The organism is Bacteroidota bacterium (assembly GCA_026391695.1).
In the GTDB taxonomy this organism is placed as follows: domain Bacteria; phylum Bacteroidota; class Bacteroidia; order Bacteroidales; family JAGONC01; genus JAPLDP01.
On the sequence record JAPLDP010000084.1, the window covers coordinates 61,747 to 74,740 of the forward strand.

At 42.6% G+C, this 12,994-nt stretch carries 10 protein-coding genes; 5 read left to right on the forward strand and 5 right to left on the reverse strand.

Annotation, left to right across the window (positions count from 1 at the left end):
* Positions 1-2 precede the first annotated feature (2 nt).
* Together mtnA and NT175_12595 are read left to right on the forward strand one after the other, a co-directional pair.
* Entirely contained in the window at positions 3-1,079 is a 1,077-nt protein-coding gene (mtnA, locus tag NT175_12590; GenBank protein MCX6235532.1) for an S-methyl-5-thioribose-1-phosphate isomerase, read from the forward strand.
* A gap of 29 nt (positions 1,080-1,108) precedes the next feature.
* Positions 1,109-2,284 (forward strand): hypothetical protein, encoded by a 1,176-nt coding sequence (locus NT175_12595; GenBank protein ID MCX6235533.1) that lies wholly within the window; start codon positions 1,109-1,111, stop codon positions 2,282-2,284.
* Positions 2,285-2,310: 26 nt separating this feature from the next.
* Here the strand turns inward: NT175_12595 and NT175_12600 are convergent, their stop codons facing one another.
* Positions 2,311-2,754 carry a universal stress protein gene (locus tag NT175_12600; GenBank protein MCX6235534.1) on the reverse strand — a complete coding sequence of 148 codons (444 nt, stop codon included), beginning with the start codon at positions 2,752-2,754 and terminating at the stop codon, positions 2,311-2,313.
* Between the two features lie 222 nt (positions 2,755-2,976).
* Between NT175_12600 and NT175_12605 the strand changes: the two genes are divergently transcribed.
* Positions 2,977-6,264, forward strand: coding sequence for a YCF48-related protein (locus tag NT175_12605; GenBank protein ID MCX6235535.1), 3,288 nt, complete (start codon positions 2,977-2,979; stop codon positions 6,262-6,264).
* Positions 6,265-6,298: 34 nt separating this feature from the next.
* Here NT175_12605 and rffA read toward each other — a convergent pair whose 3' ends face one another.
* On the reverse strand, positions 6,299-7,429 hold the full coding sequence (rffA, locus tag NT175_12610; GenBank protein MCX6235536.1) for a dTDP-4-amino-4,6-dideoxygalactose transaminase: 1,131 nt from the start codon (positions 7,427-7,429) through the stop codon (positions 6,299-6,301).
* Positions 7,430-7,586: 157 nt separating this feature from the next.
* On the opposite strand from rffA, the gene NT175_12615 reads away from it, so the two are divergent.
* The gene (locus tag NT175_12615) at positions 7,587-8,642 is read left to right on the forward strand and encodes a sulfotransferase (GenBank protein MCX6235537.1); all 1,056 of its coding nucleotides are present in this window, start codon (positions 7,587-7,589) and stop codon (positions 8,640-8,642) included.
* Between the two features lie 2 nt (positions 8,643-8,644).
* On the opposite strand, the gene NT175_12620 is transcribed toward NT175_12615, so the two are convergent.
* Both NT175_12620 and NT175_12625 read right to left on the reverse strand, forming a co-directional pair.
* On the reverse strand, positions 8,645-9,610 hold the full coding sequence (locus NT175_12620; GenBank protein ID MCX6235538.1) for a hypothetical protein: 966 nt from the start codon (positions 9,608-9,610) through the stop codon (positions 8,645-8,647).
* An 8-nt stretch (positions 9,611-9,618) separates the two neighbouring features.
* Positions 9,619-11,112 (reverse strand): MBOAT family protein, encoded by a 1,494-nt coding sequence (locus NT175_12625; GenBank protein MCX6235539.1) that lies wholly within the window; start codon positions 11,110-11,112, stop codon positions 9,619-9,621.
* Between the two features lie 146 nt (positions 11,113-11,258).
* Here NT175_12625 and NT175_12630 point away from each other — a divergent pair, with 146 nt between their 5' ends.
* Entirely contained in the window at positions 11,259-12,323 is a 1,065-nt protein-coding gene (locus tag NT175_12630; GenBank protein MCX6235540.1) for a sulfotransferase, read from the forward strand.
* On the opposite strand, the gene NT175_12635 is transcribed toward NT175_12630, so the two are convergent.
* Positions 12,304-12,993: a GNAT family N-acetyltransferase gene (locus tag NT175_12635; GenBank protein MCX6235541.1), complete on the reverse strand. Its 690-nt coding sequence runs from the start codon at positions 12,991-12,993 to the stop codon at positions 12,304-12,306. The two genes, NT175_12630 and NT175_12635, sit on opposite strands and share 20 nt — an antisense overlap.
* Between the last annotated feature and the right edge of the window lies 1 nt (position 12,994).

The following is a 12,994-nucleotide window of genomic DNA, read 5'->3' on the forward strand; positions in this document are numbered from 1 at the left end:
CGATGAAGGTTAACAACAGGGAATACCGGACTATATGGATGGATGATCAGAAGGTTTATATGATCAACCAGAACCTTTTGCCTTTCCGTTTCGAAATATTTACAGTACTGGATTACAGGCAGTTATGTCGTGCTATCGTGATGATGACCGTCAGGGGTGCCGGTGCCATTGGCGCTGCTGCAGGCTTTGCCATGGCACTGGCATTTAAGGAAGCGGAACAGACGAAGAAGATAGATCTTCCTGAAATTGCTCGGAAAGAAATAGAATCGACAAGGCCTACTGCACAGAATCTCTTTTATGCTACACGGAGAGTATATGATGCAGGACTGCGATCTTTCCGGCATGCTTATGATGAAGCACAGCAAATAGCTGATGAAAATGCCGCGGAGGGTCGCAAAATTGGAGAGTATGGTGCGGAGCTTTTATCTGATGGTTGCCGGATTGAAACTCACTGCAATGCCGGGTGGCTCGGTTTCGTCGATTATGGCACAGCCCTTTCACCTGTTTATCTGGCTCACCGGTCAGGGAAAAAATGTTTTGTTTATGTTGATGAAACCCGGCCCAGAGGACAGGGAGCCAAACTGACAGCCTGGGAGCTCCAAAATGAAGGAGTACCCCACTGTATCATCACGGATAATGCCGGTGCTTATCTGATGTCACAAGGTTTAATCGACATCATGATCGTCGGAGCCGACAGGGTCGCAGCTAATGGTGATGTGGCCAATAAAATCGGCACCTTCGAGAAGGCCATCGCCGCCAGAGAATTTAATATCCCGCTTTATGTGGCTGTTCCTGCATCAACATTTGATATGAATTGCCCATCAGGTTCTGAAATACAAATTGAAGAAAGAAGCACGGATGAGGTCCTGTTTCAGGAAGGGATGACAGATCATGGTGAGATTATCAGGGTACGTATTTCTGCCCCTGGATCGGAGGCCATCAATCCTGCTTTTGACATAACACCGGCTCGTTATATTACTGGTTTGATTACGGAAATGGGGATTATTAAACCCACGGAAATGGAGATTCATAGTCTGCTCGTGAAAGCTGCTACCGGTAGCAATGATATTCCATGTTAGGATGAACAAATTATGTCGTTTGAGATTATATGGAAAAGAAGTACACCTTTATAGAAGTCCATGATAAAAAGTCAAAGAAGGCATTTATCATGTTACCTGTCTGGTTATACAGGAACGATAAAACATGGATACGCCCACTTGATAATGACGTGGAAAGGATCTTTGATCCCAGGCAGAATAAGTATTTCCAGCATGGTGAATGTACACGGTGGATTTTAAATAACAGCTCCGGACAGACTGTTGGCAGGGTTGCCGCCTTTATTGACACCAAGCAGGCTTTTAAGCAAGATCAACCGACAGGAGGTATGGGTTTTTTTGAGTGTATCAATGATAAGGAAGCAGCCTTTGCTCTTTTCGATCAATGCAGGAATTGGTTGAGAGAAAAAGGTATGGAAGCCATGGATGGACCGGTTAATTTCGGAGAACGTCATCAGTGGTGGGGACTCCTCGTCGAGGGATTTTTAGAACCCAACTATTGCACACCATATAATTTCCCTTACTACCAGGATCTTTTTGAGGCTTATGGTTTTAAACTTTACTTCCAGCAGTATACCTATCATCGCAGGGTCACATCGGAACTACAGGATACGGTGCGTAAAAAGGCAGAAAAGATATTGACCAATCACGATTACACTTTCCGGCATCTGGACATTAAACAGATCGACCGCTTTACTCAAGACTTCCGAACAGTATATAATAAAGGATGGATCAAACATACCGGTGTGAATATGATGAGCGAGGTGCAGGCAAAGGCAACCATTAAAAAGCTTGTACCCATCCTGGATGAACGGCTGGTTTGGTTTGCCTATTACAACAATGAACCTGTGGCCTTTTTCATCATGCTACCCGAAGTGAACCAGATTATTAAGCACTTGAATGGTAAAATGGACCTTGTCGGAAAGCTTAAATACTATTATCATAAGAAAGCAAAAACATGTAAAAAAGTATTGGGGATGCTTTTTGGTGTTGTACCGGAACAGCAGGGCAAAGGTGTGGAGGCCGCCATCGTCGTTGTGTTTGCAAATGTTGTGGCATCCGGCCATCTCCATTATACTGACCTCGAGATGAACTGGATTGGCGACTTTCATCCAAAAATGATGCATGTTGCGGAGCAGGTAGGAGGGAAAATTTTAAAGACCCATATCACCTACCGGTATTTATTTAATCCGGAGGCTGAATTCAAAAGGGCCCTCATGATTAGCTGACAGGGACCGGTATCAGGCAGAAAAAGTTAGCGGTCGGAGTGTTCCGACACAACCATTACCGGGCACGGCGCTTTGCGCAGCACACCTTCACTCACGCTGCCGAGAAATGTCCTGGAAAAAAGCCCAAAGGTCTTCGAACCAATGATCACCATGTCGGCTTCCAGTTTTTGACATTGTTCCAGGATGACAGTGACGATTTTTCCCTGCAAAAGAATAGCTTCAACTTCAACACCTTTTTTCTTTAAATAATCTTCCATAGCCTGCAGATCAAGTTCCATCCTGGATTGTTCTTCAATGCGCAGGTCCTGTAACAGTTCAGGGCCGACCTCCAGCCCGACATAATAGGGCTGCCTGGAGTCCACATGGATGATCCATACCTTGCTCCCAAACGCTATGGCCAACTTACCGGCCATATCTATTACATTGATCGACAGATCTGAAAAATCAACCGGTACGATTATATTCTTCATATTTTATTTTGAAAGTGAGAGTTGACCACAAATATAGTCGATAATTCAATTAAAGTCAATGGCAGTCATGTTATAATACGAAAAAAGGTACTGAAAATGGCCTTGATAGAAGTCGTGCTTCAAAATTTAAATCATTCACATCGCATCAGAATAATTTACTAATTTGCATTGAATTCTGAGTGAACAGAAAATCATTCAGGTTAAACCTTAAAATCATTAGTTATGAAGTATCATTGTCGCATGGGATATAGTATTATCCTGATATCCTTATTATCCTGTATTCCTTATCTTTCATCAGGAGGAGATAAAGAAAAGAAAGATGGCCATGATACGCTGAAGTCGTCTCTTTTCATCGGATTACAGTTTCGCTCCATCGGCCCGGCATTCACTTCGGGACGTATTGCCGATTTTGCCGTCAATCCGGAAAATCCCAAAGAATATTTTGTGGCTGTGGCATCCGGGCATATCTGGAAAACTGTCAACAACGGAACTACATTCGAACCTGTGTTCGATAACTATGGCTCTTATGCCATTGGCTGCGTGGCAATGGATCCGGCCAATCCCAATGTCATCTGGGCCGGGACGGGCGAAAATAACCACCAGCGTTCACTGGGTTATGGCGATGGCATATATAAATCTTCCGATGGCGGCAAAAGCTGGACCAACATGGGATTAAAAGAATCACGGCAAATAGGTAAAATTCTCATTGACTCCAGGAATTCTAATGTCGTATATGTTGCTGCAGAAGGTTCTGTTTGGGGGCCAGGAGGAGACAGGGGGCTCTATAAAACCACCGACGGCGGCGCCACATGGAATAAAGTGCTGGACATAAGCCAGAATACAGGCGTCAACTGCATGGTCATGGATCCGCGTAACCCGGATGTCATCTATGCCTCATCGGAGCAGCGCCGTCGTCATATCTTTACCAAGATCGGCGGCGGACCTGAAACGGCCATTTATAAAACCACCGACGCTGGTAAGACATGGCGCAAACTGACTTCCGGCCTGCCCTCGGCAGATATGGGCGGCATCGGCCTCGACGTGTCACCCGTAAATCCTGATGTGGTGTATGCCATCATTGAAGCCGCCGAAAATGCCGGCGGATTCTACCGGTCTGACAACAGAGGTGAATCCTGGGAGAAAATGAGCGATTATACCGCTCCGGGTCAATACTATAACGAAATTACTTGCGACCCGAAAGATGTGAATAAAGTCTATGCCATTGATGTTGTCATGCAGGTTACCGATGATGGCGGAAAGACTTGGCATGCCGTCGGCAATGACAAACGCCATGTGGATGACCATGCTATTTGGATAGATACTGAAGATACCGGACACCTCCTCATCGGTGGCGATGGCGGTATCTATGAATCATGGGATGCAGGTAAAAACTATGTCTTCAAGTCTAATCTGCCTGTTACTCAATTCTATCGTGTGAATGTCGATAACACGGAACCTTTTTACTGGGTCTATGGCGGGACACAGGATAATTCGAGCCTGGGAGGACCTTCCAGAAATCTATCCAGACAGGGTGTCACCAGTTCCGACTGGATCGTCACGCTTGGCGGTGACGGCTTCTGGCAGGCTGTCGATCCCAAGAATACTGATATTGTATATTCCGAGTATCAATATGGGAATATCTATCGCTATGATAAAAAGAGCGGTGAGAATACCTATATCAAACCCCAGCCACGTAAAGGAGAAGACACCTATAAATGGAACTGGAACACCCCGTTCATCCTCAGCCCTCACTCCAATACCAGGCTTTATATAGCAGCCAATAAAGTTTTCAGGAGTGATGACAGAGGTCAAAGCTGGCAGGTCATCAGCGAAGATATCACCGCTAAAATTGACCGCAATACATGGCCTGTGATGGGCCAGTGGTGGAGTATTGACGCGGTGTCAAAAGATGTGTCTACATCCCTCTATGGAACCAGTGTTTCAATGGATGAATCACCCGTAAAAGAGGACCTCCTTTATGTCGGCACCGACGATGGCCTGATACAAATCACCGAAGATGCCGGCATAACCTGGAGAAAGGCCGACAAATTTCCTGGCATACCCGACAATACTTATGTCAGCGACATCTTTGCCTCCCGTTTTGATGAAAACATTGTCTTTGCCTCCTTCGATAATATTCAGCGTGATGATTTCAAACCTTATATACTTAAAAGCACCGACAAGGGAAAATCGTGGGAGTCTATTACTGGAAATCTCCCACAGAATGGTACTGTTCACACCATCATTCAGGATTTTATAGATCCTGATCTGATTTTTATTGGCACTGAGTTCGGAGTGTTTTTTACCAGAAATTGCGGCGGGACATGGACTCAGCTTAAAAGCGGTATACCGGCTATTGCTGTCAGAGATGCCGTCATTCAGCAGAGAGAATGCGATCTGGTACTGGCAACTTTTGGCAGAGGATTTTACATCCTTGATAACTATGCGCCATTACGCCAGGTGAAAGACTCCATATTGGATAAAGATGCTTACATCTTTCCTATCAAAGATGCCCTGATGTATATTCAGAAACGTGGCTTGTACGGACAGGGCTCTACTGTTTATGTGGCCAAAAATCCCGAATTCGGAGCCACTTTTACTTACTATTGTAAGGAAGTACCGAAGACTCTGAAACAGTTGCGAAAGGAAAAAGAGAAGGATCTGCTGAAAGAAAAGAAACCGGTACCCATCCCTTCAATGGATGATCTGAGAAAGGAAGATGATGAAGTGAAGCCCTATCTTGTTTTTACTATGACTGATGAGGAGGGCCATGAGATCAGGAAGCTGACTAAGTCACCATCCGAAGGAATAAACAGGATCACATGGAATTTACATTTTCCTTCTTCAGGTCCTGTGCGCCTGGATAAAAATTTTGACCCCCTTGCATTGGGTGATGATGGCAACATGGTGATGCCGGGAACATATAACGTCACCCTGTCACAAGTGGTCAGAGGTCTGGAAACGGTTTTAGCAGGTCCTGTCAGGTTTCGGGCCATTGTTCTCAATAACACAACACTGCCTGCATCTGACAGGGCTGAGCTCGTCGCTTTTCAAAAAAAGGTTGCAGAACTGACTAGGGCTGTCGAAGGCGCGGAACGCTATACAAGTGACCTGATGTCACGCATCCAATCTGTCAAACAAGCGATTTTCAATACTCCCGGCCTTCCACCAGACCTTTTTAACAGATTAGAACAGATCGAATTGCAGCTTCATGATTTAAACTGGGCCTTTTATGGGCAGCAACCCAAAGCCAGCCAGGAAGAAAACTGGCCTGCCCCGGCTTCAATAAGTGAAAGACTCAGTGCGGTAAGTGAATCATTCTGGAGCTCAACATCAGCAGTGTCACAGACACAGCGTGATGTTTATGCGTCCATTGAGACGGATTTTCCTGCTCTTTTGGACCAGCTTAAAAAAATCGGCGAGGTGGACCTGCCTGATATAGAAAATGCGCTGGAAAAAGCAGGAGCCCCCTGGACACCGGGTAGAATTCCGGTGTGGAAGAATAAATAGACGAAGAGCTAATCCCATTCAGGCCGGGATAGATTCATTTTTTAAAAAATGACATGACTGAAGTAGCTACACTATCAATGTCTTTCTCAGTGAGAGCTGTATAAAAGGGAAGGCGGACAATACCATCAGAGTAGCGGTCTGTATTCTTCAATGCCCTGCCATCGTGTTTGTCCTTATAATAAGGACTGGAGTGAAGCGGTAAGTAATGAAACACAGCCTGTATACCTTCATCTACCAGGTGCTTGAGCAGGCTATCGCGTTCTTTTTTATTATGGGTCAGGATAAAAAACATGTTACCATTATGGGTAGCAAATTCCGGAATGTCGGGTATTCTTAGATAGCCCTTGTCAGCCAAAGATTTTAATCTTTCATTATACATACTCCAATTGGCTTTGCGCATATTCTGGATATTGTCGATGTCTTCCAGTTGGGCTTGGAGAAATGCAGCCATCATTTCAGAGGGAAGAAAAGAAGATCCAATATCCAACCATTCATATTTTCTGACATCTCCTCTTTTAAAAGCTGCGCGGTTTGTGCCTTTTTCCCAGATGATTTCAGCCCTCTGGATAAATTCAGTATCATTCACGGCCAGCATACCTCCCTCACCGGAAATGATATTTTTTGTTTCATGAAATGAAAAGGCTCCAAAATGCCCTATGCTTCCCAATGGCTTGCCGTTATAAAAGGAGTCGATGGCATGGGCGGCGTCTTCAATGACAAACAGATTATACTTATGTGCGATGTCCATCACCACTTTCATATCACAGGCTACGCCGGCATAATGGACGACAGCGATGGCGCGTGTACGTGGTGTCACAAGCCCTTCCACAGCCCGAGCGTCAATGTTGGGATAATCATCCGAGCAATCAGCAAAAACAATCCTTGCTCCTCTGAGGATGATGGCATTGGCAGCGGAGACAAAAGTGAAAGAAGGCATGATCACTTCATCACCGGGCTGCAGATCCGCCAGCAACGCTGCCATCTCCAGAGCATCGGTGCACGATGTGGTGAGGAAGACTTTATGAAAGCCATACCGTTTTGTGAAAAAATCATGACAGTTCCTGGTGAAGAGTCCATTCCCGGAAAGCTGACCTGCATAAACAAGCTGCGATAAATGATACGCTTCCCTGCCGGAATAATAAGGCTTATTAAAAGGGATTCTCATAGTGAAATTCCTGATTGTTATTCTTTTCAGCGGCTAAATTAAAAATAATTTTCAACCAAAATCGAAATGCTCTACCTTTGCCACCAGCCAAAAATTACAGGAATGTACCTCATGAGAATGTTGATAATGACTGTGAAATCTGGATACTGATATCCGTATGGAAGATATAAACCATATACCATTTTTCTTTATTGTCGGCCGGCCACGATCGGGGACAACACTTCTGCAGGCGTTATTCGATGCCCATCCCAATGTCAGAATTCCATGGGAGTGCCAGCTCATCCTTAACCTGTACCCCAAATATAAAAATATCGAATACTGGAAGGAGAAGTCATTGTTGAACTTTTATCATGACCTGTTCCGGCAGTGGCAGTTTGATGCATGGAATATCGATGCAGAAAAATTGAAATCCGACATCCTGGCATGTCAGGGCCACACATCCTACAGCACGATTTGTAAAGTGGTTTATAGTAACTATATCTCATTTTTTGAGAAGAAAGAGATCAAGGCATTCGGGGATAAAAATCATGGGTATACCATCTATATCGATAGACTTCAAAAACTCTTTCCTGATGCGAAGTTTATATGTATAACCAGGGATTACCGCGATAATTTCTGTTCCGTGAAAAATGTCGATTTTGAGCTACCTGTCATTTCCCTTGTCGTGTATAAATGGAAGTATTTCTTAAAGAAGTTTATTCAATCAAGCCGGAAGAATCCTGCAGCCTGCTTTATCATCCGTTATGAAGATCTGGTATCTGATCCGGCCCTGCACTTCAGGAAGATTTGTGAATTTGTCGGTATAGATTTCACACCGGAAGTCCTCGACTTCTATAAAAAGAAAGAAGAGGCTGAACGGATTTATCCCACAGATATTTTGAAAAAACATCATGCCAGCTTATTTCACCCGATAACTGCGGAACATGTCGGAAAGTGGAAAAAAATCCTCAGTGACCGGGCTGTAAAAATCGCTGATTATGTGGCAGGAGAATATGCTGAACTAGCCGGATATAAAAGGCAATATGAAAAAGTGAACCTCTGGATAAAAGTGCAGGCCATGCCGGGTATCTGTTACGGCAGGATGCTGTATTGCCTGACAGCCATCATTGACAAGTTCCCTTACCGGCTGAGGGAGAAAATATTAAGCCGCGGACCTCTCTTTCTGGCCAGGCAATTCATAGGGATGTTCAACTCCAAAAAACTGAAAAAGTAATTTTACAGATCCTTCCGAGGTGGTTTTTTAAATTCTCTCTTTAATACCGATGAAAGCGAATCCGACCCTCTGGGATTCAGGTGATCCGGATCAAAAAAATAATCCGGCCGGTCAAAATACAAATCATGATAATCAAGGACCCGTGTCACATTAGGATAGTTTTTAATGATCTGGCTCACTTCCCCATATAATTTTTCGACAGGAACCAGTTTGGATGCTTCCGCGAAATATTCCCTTGTCACTGGAATCCTGATTAAGATCACATTGATTTTATAATCCTGACACAATTTTAAAATCCTTTCAAAATACATGGCCATGTCCTTATCAAGATACTGCCCACGTACATAATATAGTCCGGTTTTCCTTTTCGCATATTTGGTCCGGTCCTTAAGCAGGGCAAAGTTTTGGAAATCGCGCGGAAGATGGTAACCACGATAAATGTCGAGATGCCCGATCTTTAAAAAATACAGAAGGGTCAACTGCATTTCTGTGTAATTCCCTGCATATGAACAGTACTTCCCCGAAAATCCGTTAACAAGAAGATCTCTGTTATGTTTGATCCTGGCCACCTCGGCATAATCCACATATTTCACCCAATAAGCGTTGTAATCAAACCTGTTGGATATCCTCTGACCAAAATCCGACATGTCGATAAACAGAATGATATTCTCAGGTATTTTATTGTATTTTTTTAGGACACTTCTCAGCTTATAATAAGTCTGGGCATAATTCTCACTCGGCGACCCGTAATTAAATGTCTTATCGAGGATGTAAGTATTGATGCAGTTATGCGAATTGCCTAGCGTCAGGTACTGTAAAGTGTCATCATATTCCGAAAACTGCTTGTCGACTGTGTTGTTGAGATATGTAAAATAAGCCAGCTCTTTGTAAAGCCTGTCGAAGATAAAATTTATGAGCAGAATTAATGTTCCAAATAAGATCAGCCGTATTGCAAATTTTCGTGTCATAATCCGGTTTAAAATTGAAAATATAGAAACTCTTTTTTACTCAAGATTCCAAATATTAAAATATAAAAAACAAAAGCTATATAAATGGTCCAGCTCAAATAAACCGGTCTGTTCCCTACCCATTTGATAAGATTATGTTTTGCATGGTACTGTTCTACGACTAAAAGAATGATAATCTGCAGGATAGCAAAAGTCACCTCATTGTTTCCCAGGATATCCATAATAGATCCGGCAATATTTGTGAAATGAAAGGATCTGCCAATCAATAGAAAGCTGTCGCTGAATGAATTTGCCCTGAAGAAGAGAATAGAAAAACAAAGAAGAGCAAAAGTAATGCAAGTGCTGCCGATATTCACTAACTTCGGAATCTTATCAAATTTCAGAGTCTGATTTATCCGGTGACGGTATTTTTGTGTGACTGCTTCAGTAATCATATAAAATCCCTGTATTAAGCCAAAGAATACGAATGTCCATTTTGCCCCATGCCAGAGACCGATAAGAAGAAAGGTTATCAGCATGTTCAGGTATATCCTCCAATGGATAATCTTGTTTTTTCTGATATAGGGTAAAGAAAAAAAGAGGTAGTCCCTGAACCAGCTCGTCAGTGATATATGCCATCGTTGCCAGAACTCCGTGATGGACTTTGCGATCAGCGGCCTGTTGAAGTTAATCATTAGGTCAAATCCCAGTACTCTTGCCGATCCCCTTGCGATATCGGTATATCCTGAAAAGTCGCAATAAAGCTGGAAGGCAAAAAGAACGGTTGCAGCTATGATGGGCACACTGCTCTGCCCGGTGGGATTATCATAAACAGAGCTTACGAATGTACCAAGCCGGTCGGCAATGACCAGTTTTTTAAAAAATCCCCACACCATGAGTTTTAAGCCACTGACCAGCAGTTCCTCACTGAATTCCTTTTTTTCATGGATCTGAGGTAGTAACCTGCGCGATCGTTCTATAGGGCCTGATAATAATTGCGGGAAAAAGGCTACAAAAAGGGCAAACTTGCCAGGGTGTGTTTCAGGCGTGGTGACACCCCTGTAAACATCAATGGTATAACCAATCGACTGGAAGGTATAAAAGGATAGCCCCACCGGTACCAGGATGTTTAATTCAGGAAACCTGTAAAGAATATTGAATTCTTTGAAAAAAAAGTTGAAACTGTCACCAAATAAATTAACATATTTGAAAAATGCGAGTATCCCAAGGTTAATTATAATACATAAAATCAGATACATTCGCTTCCCGCTCTTCGCTCTTCGCTCTTCGCTCCTCGCTTTTCGTTCCTTGCTCCTTGCATTTCCCCTCCCCATCAGTATCCCGGTATAATATACAACAAGGGTAGTGGCAATAATAAGAACGATGTATTCCGCCTTCCAGCACATATAGAAGTAATAGCTGGCAATCAGCAGGAACAGCCACCTCCATTTGTGGCTGATGATATAATACAATGCAACAACAACTGGGAAAAAGATCAGGTATTCGATTGAATTAAAAAGCACCCGTGATGATTTAGATCATGCAAAATAACATAATTTATAAAAACCTTATCATGACAATCTTATTAATGTCGTTAAACACGTATTTTTGCACCCGTTATTATAATTCAAATGCCGAGGTCCATAAGTTTGAACACATCCCTTAGGTCGTGACGGAAAAAAATCCTGGTATACCATTTTTTTTTATTATCGGCCGTCCGAGGTCAGGAACAACATTATTGAGAATGTTGCTGGATGCTCATCCGAATGTAATTGTTCCCCCTGAATGCCAGGTGATCTTCAGGTTATATAAAAGATATGGAAAACAAAACCATTTTGATAAAAACCTCATTCTATCCTTTTATAATGACTTGCTTGATCTGCGGTATTTTGAAAGATGGACTATTGATAGGGATGAACTAAAAATTAAACTTCTTGACATGGAGGGAGAAACATCCTTTAATGACCTTGTCAGGACAGTTTACCTCACCTATTCTTCATTTTTCAAAAAAGAAAAAATACAGTTAATCGGTGATAAAAATCCAGGTTACTCTCTCTTTATAAAGAAAATTTTCAGATGGTATCCCAAGTCGAAATTCATTCATATTGTGAGGGATTACAGGGATAATTACCTGTCGCTTATTAATGCTCATTTTGAGGTTCCTGTTGTGCCTTTGGTTGTCTTCAGATGGAAGTCTGCAATTAGATTAATTAACCGCTTAAAGAAAAAGCATCCTGAATCTTTTTATACACTCCGGTATGAAGATTTGGCAAGAAATCCTGAAATGAAAACCAGGGAAGTATGTGCTTTCCTGGAAATTGAGTATGATGCATCGGTGCTGGCTTTCATCGAACAAAAAGGCAGGTTCATGGATACGTACGGCAATTCAGAAGAACTAATGAAAATACATGACAGCCTGATGAAACCTATAAATACAGGCAGGATCAACCTCTGGGAAAAACAAATGCATGAAAGAGATATCAGGATTGCTGATCTTGTTGCGGGAAAATATGCTGGTTCATTTGGATATCAGAGAAAATATGACAGGTTTAACCTTGGCCTTTACCTGTGGATACTGCCAACACTGATTTATGGTCAGGTGATGTACAACTTGGTTTTATTTGCAGAAAGATTGCCACTCTCTCTCAGTGTTACCCTTTCAAATTTTCTGGCAATCTTCAAAAAGTTATACTTGCGCACACATAAAAATAAGATCAAACAAGATATGGCCTGATGCGGAATCTCTTGCCACCATGAAAACTTTCTTTTAACCTGATCATTGATTTAACCATCCTGCCTTCCATGAATGTGGCAAAATCGCTTTTATAGTCCTCATCATCGAATTCAATTACTAATTCAAGATTTTCCTTTTCGGCAAGCAATGAAGCGGCTTTCATGATCTTATTCGCCTTTTTTTCAAAGTTCTCCCTGGTGAGTATATATTGCTGATTATAAACCTCTTCCTGTCCTGGCAACAACTCATAACCAAGATGGGTATTCAGTTTTATTGCCCGTGGATTGTCATTTAAGGTCTTGATAAACGATTTTCTTGCACCGAAAACAAAGAACATTGTTTCGAGCAGGCATAATGAAGACCATACAGGCACAAAAGTATCGTAGTACGATTCTTCCCAGATGAAAATGCCGCCTTCGGATGTGAGTTCTTTTAAGTCGGCATTGCTCGAATTGATAAGTCCGATTTTTTCCCCGCGGTAATGAATTATGAAATAAAAATTGTTGGTATTATCAACCGACTGGAACCATTTTTTTTGCATCTCAGGAGTGATATGCTCCCTGTATTCCATGTACTGTTGTATCTGTGGAGAGTTCCGCCAGGTGCGCACAAGTTCGATGTCTTTTTCCTTCAGCCGCGAAAGCTTTATTCCATATTTATAAATATTCATA